The sequence below is a fragment of the Bacillus cereus group sp. MYBK227-1 genome, assembly GCF_051916325.1.
Lineage (GTDB): Bacteria > Bacillota > Bacilli > Bacillales > Bacillaceae_G > Bacillus_A > Bacillus_A cereus.
Genome location: NZ_JBQAGK010000001.1, coordinates 556903 through 574493, shown reverse-complemented (window position 1 = coordinate 574493; position 17591 = coordinate 556903). Strand labels below are relative to the sequence as shown.

Sequence of the window (17591 nt, the reverse complement as noted above, 5' to 3'; positions counted from 1 at the left end):
AAAGAAAACTATGCACGTATCAAAAAAGAAGTGGTTTCCCACTTCTTCCACTTTAGCGTTGCAAAATTGCATGTTTCGCCTCTTTTAACTGCGTAAGATGTCTTTGTTCATGCAAATCAAGAAATTGAACCCATTGATACAAATTCAGATCATTAAAAACAGGATGCTTTAATCCATTTTCAAATAGATCTTTTTCATCTATAACACTATGAAGCGCGTGTAATAGTTCTTGGCGTGAATGTTCTAGCAATTGAATTCCTTGCTGTTTTTTCATTAAAGTTTCTGTTGGTTGCATTTGCTGAGGAGCTTCTCGTTTATGTGTGCGATCAAGCGTAAGTTGGAGGTCTTTAAATGGAGTCATGTTTCTTTCATTTTTTTGTAAAGCATATACAAGGGCAGACGTGACAGATTGTTCAACTAAATGCAAGTGGTGTAAAATTTGAATAATACTCCATTTATCACGGCGTGGCTTTACATTCACTTCTGTGTCATTTAACATTTCAATTTCTGATAATAGCGTGCTTCGAGTAGCCTGTAATGAGTTTACTAAACTTTCTAAACTTACATCCATATTAGATTGAAGCATACTTGTTCCCCCCCTTTTGTTGGTGAAAAGAGGTGCTCCTTATTAGAAACACCCCTTTAGTATTCTGAATTTTCTTTTATTATCTCATCATTTTCCCATTATGTCGATGTTAAACATGTGAAAAAAGCGCATGTTTTTTACAATTTTGTGTCGTCAATCGCATGTAACCATGCTTCAATTTCTGTAATAACACTTTTCACACAGCCTTCAGCAAATGGTGATGTTAAATTTGCAACCTCTACTAATTCTAAGAACGATTTACTTCCACCTTGTTGGCACAGATTCACATAATCTTCCCACGCCTCTTGTCTATTATCTCTTGCACGTTTCCAAAATTGTAGCGCACAAATTTGAGCAAGCGTGTAATCAATATAATAGAACGGTGAGCTATAAATATGCCCTTGACGTTGCCAAAAACCACCGCGCTCTAAATAATCATTCTCCTCATAATCACGATGTGGTAAATATTTCTTCTCTATGTTACGCCATGCTGTCTTACGCTCTTCAGGTGATGCTTCAGGATTTTCATATACATAATGTTGATATTCATCAACAGATACACCATAAGGTAAAAACAGAAGTGCTGAACTTAAGTGAGAGAAGTAATATTTATCTGCATCTTCTTCAAAGAATAGCTTCATCCATGGCCATGTAAAGAATTCCATACTCATAGAGTGGATTTCACACGCCTCATATGTTGGCCAATTATATTCTGGAATTTCAAATTTACGACTTTCATATACTTGGAAAGCATGACCTGCTTCATGTGTTAATACATCAATGTCACCAGATGTTCCATTGAAGTTTGAGAAAATAAATGGCGCTTTATAATTCTCAATATATGTACAATATCCGCCACCAGCTTTTCCTTTTTTCGCAACTAAATCTAATAAATCATTATCTAGCATGAAATTGAAAAATTCATCTGTTTCAGCCGATAACTCTTTATACATTGTCTTTCCATGATCAACAATCCAATCCGCATCTCCTTTTGGAGTTGGGTTACCTGTAGCAAACTCAAAGTTTTCGTCGTAATAAGCTAACTTCTCTACACCGATACGTGCTTGTTGTCGTTTTCTTAATTCCGTTGTAACGGGAACGATATAATCTAGCACTTGCTGACGGTAATTAGCCACCATCTCCGCATTATAATCTGTACGGTACATTCTTGCATATCCAAGTTCAACAAAGTTTTTGAAACCTAAAGATTTTGCGATTTTCGTTCTCACTTTAACAAGCTCATCATAAATACGATCTAGTTCTTCCTCATTTCCAGCTAAAAATCCGTAGTATGCTTCACTTGCTGCTTTACGTTCGCTTCTTTCTTTTCCTTGCATAAACGGAATCAGTTGCGATAACGTTCTTTCTTCTCCAGCAAAGTCAATTTTTGCAGATGCTAATAACTGTGTATATTGCGATGATAATTTATTTTCTAATTGTAAATCTTTCACGACTTCATCTGAATATGTTTTTAAATCACATTCTGCTAGAGCAAATAATTGTTTTCCATAACACGCCTCTAATTCTTCACGAAATGGAGAATTAATGAGTGCCTTATAATATTTTGTACCATATCCTTGTACAACTGGAGAGAATTCATCAAAGAAATCCTGCTCCTCCTTATAAAAAGTATCCGTCGTATCAACAGAATGGCGAATGTAACAAAGGTTTCCCATTGTACCAAAATCGTTGCGAATCTCATTAATTGAATGAATGACTTGTTTTTGTTCTTCTACAGTTTTTGCGTTATCAAACTTCTCTAAAGCAACAGTAAATTTCTCTTTTAACTCTTCAATATTTGGGCGTTTATATTCATAGTCTTTAAATGACATGAACGAGCCTCCTCTCCATTACATACCTTTATTATAATTCAATACGTATTCTTGAATTCCCTCTTAATTTTCAACAAATTTCGGCAGTGATTGCCCTGAGCTCATTACAAATAAAAAAGCCTTGGATTTATTTATCCAAAGCTCCTTTGGAACATATTATTTTTCATACTTCCCAATTTTTTTTAATAAATCAAGTAATTCATCTTTTTCATCTTTCGTTAACATTTCAAAAGACTGATGTATAACTTTCTCATGCCCCGGAAAAATAGAAGCAATAAAGTTCTCGCCAGACTCAGTTAATTGCGCGTAAATAACACGTCTGTCATTCGGACATGGAATTCTCTTTACTAATCCCTTTTTCTCCAGCTTATCTACAACATATGTAATGCTGCCACTAGCTATTAAAATACGCTCACCAATTTGCTGAAGTGGTTGACCGCCTTTATGATATAGCAGTTCTAATACAGCAAATTCAGTTGGATTTAACCCGTTACTTTGTATAGATTTATTTGTAGTATCCATAACAGAACGATGTACACGAGATAATGCAATAAATACTTTTAAAGATTGAGAAATATCTTCTCGTTCATTATTTGATGTCATACAACTTTCAACCCTTCACTTAAATTCTCAGCAATAAAAAGAAAATGCCAGTTCATACTTCCTGTGAATTCCGAATGAGCATTCACTCATCCATTTCCTCTCCCCTAATATATTAAGGATCATTCTTGAATAAAAACATGACAATTTTAACATAGTTTATATATAATGATAATAAAAAAAGAAGGAGTACCACATTTGAAAGTCAAATTCCAAAGCATAATTGTATATATATTGCTTGTTATCCTACCGACAATAGGGATTGGTGCTACATTTTATTCGTATCATACATATAAAATGAAACAGGAAAACAAATTATCTGCTCATACAGTTCTCTTTTTATATAGAGATTATTTGGATCATCATCTTGGTGAAGCAATTTCTGCTTTAGACATGCTTGCAAAAGTTGTAGGCACCGAGACTGGTAATATAAATGGTATTAAACAAATTGTACATGATACAGATGGAAACGATGCACGCTTTTCTGGTCTATATTACGCTACACCAGAAGGAGTCATTACAATCGCATCTGAAGATGAATCAAAACCTATAGATGTTTCAGACCGTAAATATATTCAAGACGCGCTCCAAACTAAAAAAACCACTGTATCATCAGTCATTACTGATCGCGTTCTTGGACATAAAGCTATTATGATTGCTGCCCCCATATTTAATAAACAGAAGGAGCTCTCAGGATTATTATTAGCTAGTTTACGCTTTGATTACATTTCATCTTCTTTAAATGCCATTAAACCACAATACCATTTTGAGGTAACTGATAAACATGATGTAGTTTTTCTAACCGATGATAATAACGACACAAGTGATACGCATTCTAATATGCTTACTACCCCACTCCAAAGATTAAATTGGAAGGTCTCTGTTTCTCCATTACCTATTCATCAAAAAACCTTATACCAGTGGGTTGCAATAGAGTGTATAGCTACTTTATTTTTAATGTCTATTTTATTTTTACTTGCTCAATATATGTTGTTAAAACGTCAAACAAAAATTGAAAGGCAACAAAATGAACTACAAAAAATTGAATTAGTTGGAACTTTTGCAGCGAGTACAGCACACGAAATCCGTAATCCTCTTACTGGAATTAAAGGACTCGTCGCTCTATTAAAAGAGAAATATAAAGATGAGCAAGATCAGTTCTACTTTTCCGTAATTGAACAAGAAATAGAGCGAATCAATGAAATTGTAAGTGAATTTCTTATTCTCGGAAAGCCAACCGCCATCATCGAACAAACGTATGATGTAAGAAAAATTCTAAATGAGGTAGCATTAATTATTCAATCTGAGGCGAATTTACATAACATTGTATTCCATTTACATCTGCCAGACCATCCTGTTCATATCCGTTGTTCGAAAGACCATATGAAACAAGTGGTTTTAAACATTACAAAAAATGCAATTGAGGCCATGACTTCTAGTGATACACTAACCATTGTAGTAAAAAACAATGAAACACACGCACAATTGCAGATTATAGATACTGGAAAAGGGATTCCGCAACATATTCAAAAACACCTCTTTCATCCGTTCTTTACTAATAAAGATACTGGAACAGGTCTTGGACTTGTCATATGTAAACGAATTGTAGAGATGTATAATGGGCATATTTTTATTGACAGTACAGAAAACGAAGGAACAACAGTTCATATCGAAATTCCGTTACACATAGTATAATTATCCTTATCCTATAAGGGTAATTATACTTATTTCATAAAACCAGCCACAAGCATTCGCCAAAAATTATTTGATTTTCCTTCATACCCGATTTGGAAAATAGGTATTTTTATAATTGAAAACCATTTCGGTGTTTGTTTTTCTTTATAACATTGATATTGTAAAATAAGCTTGTCCAATTCTTGACTAACTTGAATTGTCTCCCTGCTATTTAGCCCACTTGTTAATCCTAGTTGAATCATTTCTTCACGTTTCATATGAATATCACGTGAAAGCTTTTCTAATGTGTACTTCCTTTTTACAGTAAACATCCATATCCCCCTTATTATACTTCCATGCTCTTAACTTCACTTCTCCATTGACTTTTTTAACTACTTAATCATATGCAAATTTGAAGAATCAGAAATTTTAACATTTTCTCCCTGTAATTTACAAATCTTTACCCTCACTTTGAGAATTATTACAAATTATTCTATCTTTGTAAATACATTCGCAATAATAGACATTTTTTTCATCTTGTTTTTTTATAAATGCTACGTAAACCGTGGATTCTTAATTTTCCACCTACTTTTCTTCGACATTTTTTGTTTAATTTATATAAAAAAGCAAAACATAATGATGATTGATAAAGTGAAACTTTAATCAGTGTTTTTTGTTCAGCCCCCACTGATTATTAGCATTCACCAATCGGGTAGGCAGTGAATCTCCCACCTATCCAGCCCAATGTTGAGGTGGGAGTCTTACTCCCCACAAATAGCGGGATAACAATAGAAAGGAAATATTTATATGCGAAAATATACGATTGCATTATTCATCATTGTTTTGTTTTTACCGTCCTTCTTATTTCCTATTCAAGCAAATGCTCATACGAATAAAGTTGCTATTGTCATTGATGATTTCGGAAATAATATGAAGGGGACTAATCAAATGTTATCACTTCCCATTCCACTCACTGTTGCTGTTATGCCTTTTCTTCCTTCCACAAAAGAAGATGCAATAGCTGCCCATAAGAAAGGCCATGAAGTTATTATACATATGCCAATGGAACCTATAAAAGGTAAAAAAGAATGGCTTGGGCCGAAAGCAATTACAACTGATTTAAGCGATGAAGAAATAAACAACCGACTTGAACAAGCGATTCAAGAAGTACCGCATGCAATTGGAATGAACAATCATATGGGGTCAAAAGTAACAGCGGATGAAAGAATTGTTCGCCTTATACTTGCTGCTTGTAAAAAACACGGTTTATTTTACTTAGATAGTAAAACGAATCCTAATAGTGTCGTCCCAAAAATCGGAAAAGAATTAGGAGTTCCTATTATTGAAAACCAACTATTTTTTGATGATGTGTATACAGCAGGACATATTTCAAAACAAGCCCAATTACTCATCAAAAAAATTCAAGAAAAACCTATTATGGTAGCTATCGGGCATGTGGGCCCTCCAGGTGAAATTACATCACGCGTTATTGAAACTTCTATCCCTAAAATTCGTGAGCATGCAGACTTTATTTTCTTATCTGATCTAGCATTATCCCCGCCTCCTGTTTCAAAATAAAGTTCATTACTCACATAAAGTAAAACTTTAATCAGCCCACACCAATTGGGCTTTTATGGGCAATCCGTCCCCCCACTTAACTTCTTTACTTGCGCTGAATTTTGAGGCGCGGATTTTACTGCCCACAAATGGCGGGACAAAAAAGTACCTATCTATATATAACAGATAGGTACTTTTTTTAACTTAAATATAATCTACATGACTCACTCTGAATCCTTTTTTCTCTATTTTTCCGATTAATTGCTTTAATCTTGTTTCATCTAACTCATCTGATATATTTACAATAACGCGGCGGATATATTGATCACCGTTATCTAACGTAAATAGGCCACCGATATTATATGCTTTTAACAATGTCCCAAGCTCTTTAATCGTTCCCTTACAATCTTGTGTTGCAATTGTTAATATATAACCACCTGTTCGCATACCAAATGAATCTTCAATAACATCAAATATATTCGAATGCGTTAACATACCGACAAATTCATTATAATCATTTAGCACGGCTAAAAACGGAAGCCGACGAATTACATAAAAAGCTCTGAAGAATGAATCCTTTTCAAAAATAAATGCATTGGAATCATCAAGCATATCCCCTGCACTTACATGCTCTAATCCGCTATTGCATTTTTTTTCTAATAAATCTACTTTATAAATAATCCCCGTGAATTTCTTCTCATCTTCTGCTAATACCGGGATGGCTCGAAATCCCGTTTCGTTCATCATTTGCAGTGCCTCTTCACCAGAATCATTTATCTTGCAAAATGTTACTTGCTGCTTTGGCAGAAAATGATATTTAACTCGCAAAATATGTTCCTCCTTACATGTCAACATGTAATCTATATATAATAAGGAGACCTATATTTTATGAGTGAAATTATTTTTAAAACGCTTTCATTTGTTTATTAACTTGTAGCCATATCACATCCATTTTTATATAACAGAGCTCCTTGCACCCTTAATCATTAATAACTTTACATGATAGTTCATTAAATATTCTATACCCTCTAGCCATTTTTTCGCTTCTTCTGGCGTTTTTCCCCACACAATCATGCCGTAATTATGAACAAGAACTACTCCTCCACCTTCAATGAAATTCGGAACATTGCTTTCTAATAAATCAGCGAATTTTTTTTCATCTTCTACAATTGGAATTGTCATTTCTGTTATACCTTCTTTTCCGAAAACACGCTCCACACTGCGTTTATCGAACGTTACTTCTCCTTCTTCCCCATATAACTCTGATATTAAATGACTATCTACAGTCTGCACTTGTAAAATACATCCTGCACTACTTTTTTTATAAATATCCGCATGCATAAATGACTCTGCAGCTGGTTTTTCTTCATTTTCAAATACTGACTCGCACATGCAATTTACGACAATAAAATCTTCTTCCGAAAATAGCCCTTTATCTCTTCCCTCAACATTTACTAAAAATGTTAACGGCTCTTTTGACGTACATAGCGATAAGCTAATTTTGGTACCATAAAACCAATCACGAAGTGCCAATTCAGATTTCACATCTTTTAATTCATTCCATTTCTTCAGAAAAAATAACATTTCGTCACCCCCGGCATAATATTCATATAAGGTTCGAATCCTTTCTATGTAAAAGGAATATTTTTTGATTATTCTAAAAATTTAATTGAATTATCACATGAGAACGCTTTTTTGTCAATATAGTTTCGTGGTTCTTCTTTAAAATAGGCTATTCATATGTCTATACTCCTATCTATTTCATTTTGCACATAAAAAATACGCTATTCTTTAATTAAAGAATAGCGTATTTTCCTCATTTTTTATTCCGCATTAACGGGCAGCCCGATTGGTGAGGGCTACTAATCAGTAGGGAATGAACAAAACCCCCACTGAATAAAGTTTCACTTTATTTCTTTATTGCATTATACAAAAACTGTGCGTATTGTTCACGTGTTACGAAATTATCTCCTAAAAAATTCCCTTCCCCGTCGCCTTTTGATATTTTATTATCCACTAAAGCTTTCACATATCCTTTCGCCCAATGGCCATTTGGTACATCTTTAAAATTCTCTGCACTATTTTCATTTTCTTTTAACTGAAATACTCTTTGTAGTACTACTGACATTTCATATCGAGTTAATACTCCATCCGGACGGAACATACCATTTCCATAGCCTGTCATAATTCCAGCTTGAACCACTGCATCAATAGCCGTTTCATACATATTTCCTTTCGTATCTGTAAATGCCGTTTTTTGTTCTAGATTATTTTCTAATTTTAAATACCTTTGTATTAGAAGTGCTACTTGTCCACGAGTAATGTTATCACCAAATCCAAATTCACCATTTCCATAGCCTATAAATAATTTTTCTTTCGCTAAGTAATTAATTGCTTCTTCTGACCAATGTCCCTTTGGTACATCTTTAAATTCTACCACTTCTGTTTTCTCATCTTCTTTAGATGTATTACCGTCTTTACTTTCTACTACATTTTGAATAACAGATCCTGTAAAGAAGATTCCTGTATCCGCGAATGGATCTTTCACACCAAATTCATATACTTTCTCACCTGGTGTACTCCATTTCACTACACCATTACTATACGTACCATTATCGCTCTTCAGACGGATTTTCGTAGAAATCTCACCATCTTTTTCATATATAGGTACTTTTACTTCTTTATTTACTTCTGTTTCCTCTAAAAATACTTTTTGATTTTGGACATTAATATAAGCCGTCTTACTTAGTTCTATAACTGGTCGGACATCACGGATTTCATTTGCAACAAAACTTAGAAATACTAATTTTTTTAAATTACTAACTGGTGATAAGTCTGAAATATAATTCGCTTCTAAATCAAGCTTTTGTAAGTTTACTAAACTTGATAATGGAGTAATATCCTTTAACTCATTGTTAGGTAAGTGTAATTGTTTTAACTGTGTCATCTTACTTAGAGGAGTAACATCTTTTATTTCATTTTTCCCGATCCACAATTCTTCTAATTGCTTCATTTGCTCAATGCCGGATAAATCTTTAACTTTATTACGTGTTAATACTAAGTCTGTTAAAGGTAATGAATATAACGCTTTAATATCTTCAATTTGATTACCTGCTAAAGTTAAGTATGTTACATTTTTTAAAGCGCTTAATGGAGCAACGTTCTTAATTTTATTATTTGCTAAATTCAAGTAATCTAGTTGTTCCATTTTCGCTAATGCTGTTACATCTTCTATTTGGTTGCCTGATAGATATAAACTTTTTACATTTTTCATTTCAGTTAGTGGTGCAACGTTTGTAATTTTATTATTACTTAAATCAAGAGATTCTAAATTATCCATCTTAACAAGTGGCGTTACATCTGCAAATTCATTACCACGCAAAGCTAAATGATTTAATTGCTTTAAGTTCGCAAAGAACGACGGGTCTTTTATCTTCGCATTCGCAACTGTTAAAGATTTTAAATTTGGCATATATTTTAATGCACTATAATCAAGTATCTCATTTGTATTTAAAAACAAATCCTTTACTTGTAATAAATCTTCTTTCGTAATTGGTGTATTTAAATCTTTTCTATTAAATACTTTTTTATTAACAAGCTCTCTTAATTTGTTATCTGTTATCATATTTTGATTATCAACTGGATTATCCGTTTCCGTATTTCCTGAATTAGAGTTATCATCTGGTTTCTCTGTTTCTTTGTTACCTACAGTTGGATCTTTAATTTCAAATTGAACTTGATATTTGTGATCATATCCAATAGCTGGAATAAGTATATGCATTTGCATATTGTGCTTCTTCTCAAACTCGCCAATTTCAAATTGAACTACTTTCGTTCCATTCTTCCTCTTATCTTCTGACAAAACCTTCACATCATGAAATACACCAGGCTGGTTTTTATCTTCTATTCTAAGATATTGAAAATAATCGCTATCTTGCATTGTTACAGTGACAATTTTTTTGCCAGCTGCAATCGTTACTTTAGGATCTTTTATATATTGAGAAACCATAGATGGCTCGTCTTTTTGGTCCTTATATATTTTAATTTCAGTATCATACGTGCGATCACTCGCTGCTGCTACCGATTGATTTGCTTCAACTTTTAATGCCGCTAATGCTGGAGTAGAATACGTAGCAAATGGAATTGCTAATGTTGTCGCTACTACTAGCGCCTTCATATAATTTTTTTTCAAAATAATATCCCCTATCATATACAATTTTTATAATTGATAACCCTTATCAATTACCCACAAATAAATGATAATGAATATCATTATCATTGTCAATGAGAATATTACATTAAATTTATATTTTTAAAGATAAAAAATAAAAAGCCCTTTATTCAAAGGGCTTTTTTACCTATCGTATGAAGAATTTCACTTTTTTCCTTCTCATTGATGACACCAATTTTTTGCAAAATATTCGCGTACAATACAAGTTTATTATATATTCGTTCTGACATGTTCTCCCTTCTTTCCTTCGACCAACTTTTTTTGTATTGGTAAATTATATGAAAGAGATGAGAAAATGTGTCCACTTTTTGCATAAATGCAAATCTTTTATTTTACGATTTGCAGACAATAAAACTCCCTCCTAAAAATTAGGCGGGAGTTTAGGCACTTTCACTTTATTTAACAAACTGTCCACTGAATATTATGCTTCATAAGTTCTTCTTCAAAACTATATGGCATTTTTTTATCACAAATTACATGTTGAATACGTGAAAATGCTGCTATACGATAATTCCCTTTCACGCCTACCTTCGTATGATCACATAAAATATATGTCTTCTCAGCTAATTTCATCATCGCCTCTGACAATTTCGCTTTCTCTAATTCAAAGCTGGAAACTCCAAAACTAGGTAATAACCCATCAATCGAAACGAACGCTTTATGAAAATGGAATTGCTGTATTACTTGCTGAGAAATAGACCCTGATACACGCGAATGCTTTGGAGATACTTTTCCACCTATAAATAAAACTTCACCGTGAAACATCTTTTTATTAATAGAAGAAATTAATTGTGTTGCGACTGGAAATGAACTTGTTACAATCGTTAAGTTTTTACGATGAACAAGGTATGGAACCATTTGAAGCGGTGTACTTCCATCATCAATTGCAATGACATCACCATCTTCTACAAATGTCGCTGCTTTATAACCAATTCTTTTCTTCTCTTCTATATATAGCATTTCTCTTTCTAACATTGGCGCCTCTACCCCAGCGCCTGGAAGTTGAACAGCTCCACCATACACTTTTTTCAGCTTCTTTTCACGATCTAGTTCTTCTAAATATCGACGAATCGTTTCTGTTGATACAGCAAATTCTCTCGCTAATTCTGAAACCTTTACTTTTCCTTTAAATTCTACCTTTTCAAGAATGGTTCGCTTTCTTTCTTCTCCTACTACAGACATAGATTCACCTCATTTATATCTCCCTCATAAGCTTCCTTACTTATACAAAGTTATAATTTTCTTTGTAAGTAGAAACTTCTTCATGAATATGAATACCGCGCTTTGCTAGTTCATCAAAAATTAATTGTGGATTTTCAAAAGCTTCTTCAGGCGTAACAACACCCACCCTACTTGCATTTCCAGTTGCAATTAACTCTGCAGCAATCCCAAATGGAATACCGACGTTTCTCGTATACGCCCTTAATTTTTCCCATCCTACAACAGAACCATCAGATAACGGATGTGTATGATATAACACATGTCTTTGCTTCTCATTATTTTTCATACCTATTACTTCTACATGAAGTGCATAACCATAAAGCTCTGTTTCTTGTCCTTCTTTCGATTGCAATAAATACTGCGAAATACAATCCATAATGCCTATTTCTTTCCCGTTTATTTCAATCTGATCATTACGCAATATGCCGTAATCATATAAAGCACGTACAAGTTGCATATTTTGCTTCGGCCAAGTTCCTCTCGTCTCTATCAGTTTGACACCTTTATTTTCTAGTGCCTTTGCTAACGTAATCGTTTCAGAATGCGGAATGATATACTGCGTTTCCTTACCATAAGGCGCTGGCAATTCTATTTCTCTCGGACGCGCAAACGGAAGTACTTGTTTAAATTCACCATCTTCATACACTGTACGCGATGGTAAATGTGGATCATATTCATATGTCGTTGTCTCTGTAATTGAAGCAGAAAAAGCAATCGGACGATACGAACCGTGACTTACGCGGACAGACTCTACAGTATCCAGTTGATTTGCTGCATGCATTGCCATCATTTGCGTTACACCTGGCGTCATACCAAACCCAGGCAAACATGTTTTTTCATTTTGAACAAATATAGCATGCGATTCATTTTCTTCACCAAATCCATTTAAGTTCACACCGTGACAGCCTGCTTCTGCAATACAGCGAGTCGACAATCCATTTAGCTTTATCGTCGTACCGTCCATTACAATGTCATAACCTTTCATTTTTGCAACCGTATCCTCGTGATTTGTTACATCTACTTTTACAAAATCAACACGAGGATCGTTGAGCCATTCTACTACTTTACGGCCCTCTTCCTCGTTAAAATCGGCCACAGTAATCGTCTCAAAAGATGAAAATTGAACTAAATCCAAAATAGCTTCACGACAAATTTTACCTGCTCCACCTAAGCAAAATACTTTCACCCAATAACAACTCCTTTAGCAATACTATCAACTAAGCGATTAATATCTTCTTCATGTACATCACCGATATTTCCAATGCGGAACGTATCTACTTTCGAAATTTTCCCAGGGTAAATAACAAATCCATAACGCTTTAATTCGTTATATAACTGTTGAAACTCAAACCCCTCTTTTGGATAAATGAAAGATGTAATAATAGGAGATTGATATTTCTTATCTACTAGTGGCTTAAATCCGATTTCTCCCATTCTATTCACTAGTAGTTTTTGATTGTTGTAATATCGATTGTAACGTGCTCTTACTCCACCTTCTTTTTCTAACTCAAGTAGCGCTTGATAAAAAGCATGTACAACATGTGTAGGTGAAGTAAAACGCCATTTCCCATTTTGTTTTTCCATCGTTTCCCACTGATCATATAAATCAAGAGATAAAGAGCGTCCTTGCCCTTTACACTTCAATAATTCATCACGTTTTGCGATTACAAATCCGAATCCAGGAACCCCTTGAATACACTTATTCGCACTACTAATTAAAAAATCAATTTGTAAATCAGCAATGTCTATTTCAATCCCGCCGAAACTACTCATCGCATCAACAATTGTAACCTTTCCATACTGCTTTCCTAATTTACATACATCTACAATTGGATTTATAATGCCTGTCGTTGTTTCACAATGAACAACTGCAATATGCGTAATCTCTTTATCTTCTTCCAATAACTTTTCTACTTCTACAATATTAGTAGGTTCCCACTCTTCTGTTTGGCTGACCACTACATCAATCTGTAACATCTCTGCCATTTGTACAATGCGCTTACCGTACGCACCATTTGTACAAACGAGAAGCTTCCCATTTCCCTGAATAACAGAGCCAATTACTGCTTCAACTGAAAACGTACCGCTTCCTTGCATTAACACTGTTGTATATTTCTCTTCTTCCTTCGTCGCTAACGATACAAGTTTAGCTCTTACTTCTTGCACCATCGTATTATATTCAACATCCCACGTACACCAATCGTATAGCATAACTTCTTTTACTGATTTTGTTGTCGTTAATGGTCCTGGTGTTAATAATAAGTAGTGATTTTCATTCATGATCCCGTACCCCTTTTATGAAATAATAAGTTCTTGTTTCTCGATATGTTCCATTACGTTTTCGAGCTCCTGCATCGTTTCAATCGTAAAATGAGCCCCATTTTCAACAAACCGATTACGAACTATTTCTATTTTTTCACGAAGCTCTACCGAATCCATACTCTCCACTTCCTCTTCCGTTAAACCGAGCTCACTACTTCCAAGAATTACACCAACTGTCCACATTCCAGCATTTCTACCTTCTTTCATATCTGATACTGTGTCCCCTACCTTTATCATATGGTTCATCGGATACACACCAAGTTCCATTGCATTTTTATAGCACATCCATGGGTATGGGCGGCCTGCTGGAACATCATCTGGCGTAACAAGAAAATCAGGTTTATATCCTTGTAACGCTGCTTCCTTTGCTACAATTTCCATCATTTCTCTCGTATAGCCCGTTGTTGAACCGATTTTAATGCCTCTCTCACGTAAAGAAGCGATTACTTCTTTTACCTCATCAATCGGCGTAGCATAACTTGGTAAAATAGAAAAGAGAATTTCTTCAAACTCTTCATACATCTCATGGATGTCTGCTTCTGTTGGTAATTGACCGAAGACACGCTTCCACTCATCCGCAATACGAGGCATTTCTGTTAGTGCCCTTACATGATCTATTTTTAATAATCCCATTGGCTTACGTGCTTCTGCTGCTGTAATTTCAACGCCACGTTTTTGAAAAATCTTCATGAATACTTCTAGCGGTGCAAAACATCCGTAATCAACCGTCGTACCTGCCCAATCAAAAATAACTGCTTCAATTTTCATTCTGTCCATCACCCTTCTTACTTATCTTTTTTGCCATTGTGAAGTTCGGTTACGAAGTGCTTTCGTTCCCCATTCATATACAACTCTCACTACAATATTTGTAACAACAATAAGTACACTCATTGCAGCTGCTGGTGCTACATTTCCTGCATCATCCATATTTACGATTGATACGGCAGCTAGTTTAAAATCAGCTGCATATAGGAATACAACTGCCGATACAGTTACCATTGAATTTACGAAGTAGTACATTACCATTTCTAAAATTGCTGGTAAACACATTGGTACTGTTACTCGGAAGAATGTTTTATAAAACGGAATACCCATCGACTGCGAAACAAGCTCAAACTCTCGGTCTAATTTCTTTAAGGCAGTCGTTGCCGTGACAAATGTTACAGAATAAAAATGAATGATATTTACTAGTACTAATACAGCGATTGTTCCGTATAAAGAATGAAACGGATTCGTTACTGATAGTCCAAGAATTTGAATCGTTGGTTGACTAAAGAAAAAGACATATCCTAATCCGAGTACTAAACCTGGTATCGCTAACGGCACTATAGAGAAAAAGTAACCTGTTTTTCTGAAAAATTGTAGCTGGTCTATTTTCTCAATTGCATATGCGAATACAAATGTTAAAATCGCCCCAATAACTGCTGTAACTGCTGAAACAATTACGCTATTTTTAAATGCTTCAAGTCCATCTCCTGTTAAACTTGAAAAATTAAAATGCTCAAATGTAAAACTCATATTATATGGCCATACTTTCACACTTGCAGCAATACCAACTGCAACAAATAATAGAATGATCATAAGTGTAATCACACTACAATATATGAATGAGATTACATCTCTTTTCTTATTAGCTATTATTCTGTATGGTACTGCTTTTGAAGATAAGAAATTCGCCTGCTTTCTTTGCGTAATACGATCAACTACAAATGCGAATATAGCTGGGATTAATAAAATCATTCCGACAGTTGCACCCATCGGCATATTTTGCTGTCCAATTACTTGTTTGTATACGTCAGTAGCAAGCACATTATATTGACCACCAACAATTTTTGGTGCCCCAAAATCAGTAAAACTAAGTGTAAACACAACAAACATTGCACTAATTAATCCGTACTTTACACTAGGTAAAGTAACCGTGAAAAATTGCTTTGTTTTACTCGCCCCTAACATATTAGAAGCTTCATATAAACGATAATCAGATCCTTGGAAGGCAATTAGCAATATAAGAAAGGCTTGTGGAAATGTATACATAACTTCAGCTATTACAATTCCTACTGGTCCATATAAAGGGATTTGTATACCTTCAAATAAACCAAACATTCCTTTCGTTACTAGCCCTTGATTACCAAATAAATATGTAAGTGCTATACCGTGCATCATCGTTGGTGCGAACAATGGTAATAACGCTACATACTGAAATACACGCTTTCCAAAAACATTCGTACGGGCAATTGCATATGCGTAAACGAATGCGATTGCAACTGAAATAATTGTTGTTGCGCCCGAAATCCATACTGTATTTTGTAAAGACTGAACTAAAGTTGGTGTTGTGAAATATTTACTGAAATTCGCTAAACCAACGAAAACTCCATCTTTATTATAAAAAGCCTGTGTAAATAGTTGTAATAGCGGTAATACAAGTATGATAAGGAAAGAAAAAATCATACCGATAATTACGAGCCGTTGGATCCATTCCTCTTTCCCTATACTTCTCTTAATCTTTTTTTTCGTACTTTCTACCTTATAGTTTTCTAACATCTCCATCTATACAATGACCTTCTTTCCATATGACAACATATGATTTTCTGAGAAAGAGATTTGAATCGGCTTTCCTTTTCTAATAGCCGTTGCTTCTACTTCTGATGCTAATATATCCACTACAATTTTCTCATTATAAAGGTGTGTGTTTTCTTCTAAGACTCGCACTTCCGTCCGATATACAGATCCGCGAAATTCCATACTTTCCACAACTGTTTTAATACCGTCCTTTTGTACAATTGTTACATGTTCAGGACGAATTGCATGTTCTTCGTTATTTTTCGAAAAGAAATTAATAGAACCAATAAAATCTGCCACAAACGGATTGGCTGGTCTTTGATAAATCTCCTCTGGTGTTCCAATCTGCATAATTTCCGCATGATTCATTACAACAATTTTATCAGCCATTGTTAATGCCTCTTCTTGATCATGCGTTACCATAATCGTCGTTACTCCTATTTTCTCTTGCAAATCACGCATTTCCCTACGTAATTTTTCACGCACTTTTGCATCTAAAGCTGATAACGGCTCATCGAGTAACAAAATATCTGGAGACAGAGCGAGCGCACGTGCAAGTGCTACTCGCTGCTGTTGTCCACCAGACATTTGAGCAGGATATTTATCTTTTACATTCAGCAAATCTACAAGTTTTAACGCATCTAGCGCTTTCTCTTTCACTTCTGCTTTCCCATATTTTTTTGTCTTTAAGCCGTATTCAATATTTTCAAGTGCTGTTAAATTCGGAAATAAAGCATACGATTGGAAAACCATTCCGAAGTTTCTCTTTCCAGGAGGCAATGCTGTAATATCTTTTCCATTCACAGCTATACTGCCAGTCGTTGGTTCCTCTAGTCCCGCTAAAATGCGAAGCAACGTCGTTTTCCCACAGCCACTCGGGCCTAATAAACAAACAAACTCATTTTTGTTCACAGTAAAAGAAATATCTTTTAACGCTGTAAATGCATCAAACTGTTTTTGAATGTGTTGAATTGATAAATATTCGCTCATTTTTCTCTCTCCCACTCAC

The 17591-nt window shown here is 34.6% G+C and carries 15 protein-coding genes; 2 read left to right on the top strand and 13 right to left on the bottom strand.

Going from position 1 to position 17591, the window contains the following annotated elements; all coding sequences use genetic code 11:
• Positions 1 to 52: 52 nt before the first annotated feature.
• The 3 genes from ACTFRM_RS03100 to ACTFRM_RS03090 form a co-directional block, all read right to left on the bottom strand.
• Positions 53 to 586, bottom strand: a complete 534-nt coding sequence (locus tag ACTFRM_RS03100; RefSeq protein ID WP_000941961.1) for a DinB family protein — start codon at positions 584 to 586, stop codon at positions 53 to 55.
• A gap of 137 nt (positions 587 to 723) precedes the next feature.
• Entirely contained in the window at positions 724 to 2418 is a 1695-nt protein-coding gene (locus ACTFRM_RS03095) for a M3 family oligoendopeptidase (RefSeq protein WP_173600515.1), read from the bottom strand.
• A 156-nt stretch (positions 2419 to 2574) separates the two neighbouring features.
• Complete coding sequence (locus ACTFRM_RS03090; protein ID WP_000203336.1) at positions 2575 to 3021, bottom strand: MarR family winged helix-turn-helix transcriptional regulator; 447 nt, start codon at positions 3019 to 3021, stop codon at positions 2575 to 2577.
• Between the two features lie 195 nt (positions 3022 to 3216).
• Here ACTFRM_RS03090 and ACTFRM_RS03085 point away from each other — a divergent pair, with 195 nt between their 5' ends.
• Positions 3217 to 4713 (top strand): DUF3149 domain-containing protein, encoded by a 1497-nt coding sequence (locus tag ACTFRM_RS03085; protein WP_000865068.1) that lies wholly within the window; start codon positions 3217 to 3219, stop codon positions 4711 to 4713.
• 29 nt (positions 4714 to 4742) lie between these two features.
• Here ACTFRM_RS03085 and ACTFRM_RS03080 read toward each other — a convergent pair whose 3' ends face one another.
• A complete protein-coding gene (locus tag ACTFRM_RS03080) occupies positions 4743 to 5024 on the bottom strand; it encodes an aspartyl-phosphate phosphatase Spo0E family protein (RefSeq protein WP_000495536.1) in 282 nt (93 codons plus the stop codon).
• Positions 5025 to 5499: 475 nt separating this feature from the next.
• Here ACTFRM_RS03080 and ACTFRM_RS03075 point away from each other — a divergent pair, with 475 nt between their 5' ends.
• Positions 5500 to 6270 carry a divergent polysaccharide deacetylase family protein gene (locus ACTFRM_RS03075; RefSeq protein WP_001234107.1) on the top strand — a complete coding sequence of 257 codons (771 nt, stop codon included), beginning with the start codon at positions 5500 to 5502 and terminating at the stop codon, positions 6268 to 6270.
• A 183-nt stretch (positions 6271 to 6453) separates the two neighbouring features.
• On the opposite strand, the gene cbpA is transcribed toward ACTFRM_RS03075, so the two are convergent.
• From cbpA to ACTFRM_RS03030, 9 genes are all read right to left on the bottom strand, one after another.
• The gene (cbpA, locus tag ACTFRM_RS03070) at positions 6454 to 7077 is read right to left on the bottom strand and encodes a cyclic di-AMP binding protein CbpA (protein ID WP_001264208.1); all 624 of its coding nucleotides are present in this window, start codon (positions 7075 to 7077) and stop codon (positions 6454 to 6456) included.
• Between the two features lie 126 nt (positions 7078 to 7203).
• Complete coding sequence (locus ACTFRM_RS03065; protein WP_000896006.1) at positions 7204 to 7833, bottom strand: class II aldolase/adducin family protein; 630 nt, start codon at positions 7831 to 7833, stop codon at positions 7204 to 7206.
• Between the two features lie 325 nt (positions 7834 to 8158).
• Positions 8159 to 10459 (bottom strand): NEAT domain-containing leucine-rich repeat protein, encoded by a 2301-nt coding sequence (locus tag ACTFRM_RS03060; protein WP_025921764.1) that lies wholly within the window; start codon positions 10457 to 10459, stop codon positions 8159 to 8161.
• Positions 10460 to 10879: 420 nt separating this feature from the next.
• The gene (locus ACTFRM_RS03055; RefSeq protein WP_173600516.1) at positions 10880 to 11662 is read right to left on the bottom strand and encodes a DeoR/GlpR family DNA-binding transcription regulator; all 783 of its coding nucleotides are present in this window, start codon (positions 11660 to 11662) and stop codon (positions 10880 to 10882) included.
• A 40-nt stretch (positions 11663 to 11702) separates the two neighbouring features.
• Complete coding sequence (locus tag ACTFRM_RS03050) at positions 11703 to 12887, bottom strand: saccharopine dehydrogenase family protein (protein WP_000862162.1); 1185 nt, start codon at positions 12885 to 12887, stop codon at positions 11703 to 11705.
• On the bottom strand, positions 12884 to 13981 hold the full coding sequence (gene phnW / locus ACTFRM_RS03045; protein ID WP_001004786.1) for a 2-aminoethylphosphonate--pyruvate transaminase: 1098 nt from the start codon (positions 13979 to 13981) through the stop codon (positions 12884 to 12886). The genes ACTFRM_RS03050 and phnW overlap by 4 nt, the downstream gene beginning before the upstream one ends.
• Before the next feature lie 15 nt (positions 13982 to 13996).
• Positions 13997 to 14791: a phosphonoacetaldehyde hydrolase gene (gene phnX / locus ACTFRM_RS03040; protein WP_000687397.1), complete on the bottom strand. Its 795-nt coding sequence runs from the start codon at positions 14789 to 14791 to the stop codon at positions 13997 to 13999.
• Between the two features lie 21 nt (positions 14792 to 14812).
• Entirely contained in the window at positions 14813 to 16570 is a 1758-nt protein-coding gene (locus ACTFRM_RS03035) for a putative 2-aminoethylphosphonate ABC transporter permease subunit (RefSeq protein ID WP_000425521.1), read from the bottom strand.
• Positions 16571 to 17572: a putative 2-aminoethylphosphonate ABC transporter ATP-binding protein gene (locus ACTFRM_RS03030; protein ID WP_000006197.1), complete on the bottom strand. Its 1002-nt coding sequence runs from the start codon at positions 17570 to 17572 to the stop codon at positions 16571 to 16573. It abuts the gene before it with no gap.
• Between the last annotated feature and the right edge of the window lie 19 nt (positions 17573 to 17591).